At 63.2% G+C, this 661-nt stretch carries 1 pseudogene; it reads left to right on the top strand.

Going from position 1 to position 661, the window contains the following annotated elements:
* Nucleotides 1–189: 189 nt before the first annotated feature.
* Nucleotides 190–661: pseudogene (locus tag AC5Y5O_RS32165) on the top strand (hypothetical protein); the annotation flags it as partial.

Genomic DNA, 661 nt, shown 5'->3' with positions numbered 1-661 from the left:
CGCCAACACGGTCCGAATGATCCCGCGCGGGATCTCGGGTCACTGGACGTGTCGCCGTCACTGCCGACCGGGCAACCGCGGCCGGTGCCCCCCGGCGCTGACCACCAGGTTGTGTCGGGTTCGCCTGCGTTTCGGTGGCCGCCGGTTCCCACGGCACGCACGAGCCGCAAACGGCTACTCATCGCAGTGATGAGCGCCGGCGCAATGCTGGTAGCGGTGGCAGTCGTTTTGGTCCTCACTGTGGCCGACCGGCACGACGGGCAGGCCGCCCGGTCAGCCGGCGATGCGGTCAGAAACTACCTGGAAGCACTCGCCCGTGGCGACGCCGAGACGGCCCTGTCCTATGGCACGGAGCAGCCCGCCATCACAGAATTCCTGAACAGCGACACCCTCAAAAAGCAAGTCGCGCAATGGCCAATCCACAATATTCGGATCCTGCACGACAACTCGACGGCACCCAACGCGGCATTGAGCATGGCTCATGTGCATGTGGTCGTCACCTTCGGTGATCAAACCTCAGATGCAACTTTGGATTTGAGAACGGACCACAACCGCTGGAAGCTGGCTTCGGCGGCGTTCAAGTTCACACCGGGCCTGGGTGCTTCGGTAGGCAACGTCGCCGCGAAAACACTCACGCTATTTGGCAAGCCCATTAGCGCGT

The organism is Mycobacterium sp. NGS40 (assembly GCF_059812735.1).
The sequence above is the reverse complement of the archived record's forward strand: the minus strand, read 5'-3'. Positions and strand labels throughout refer to the sequence as shown.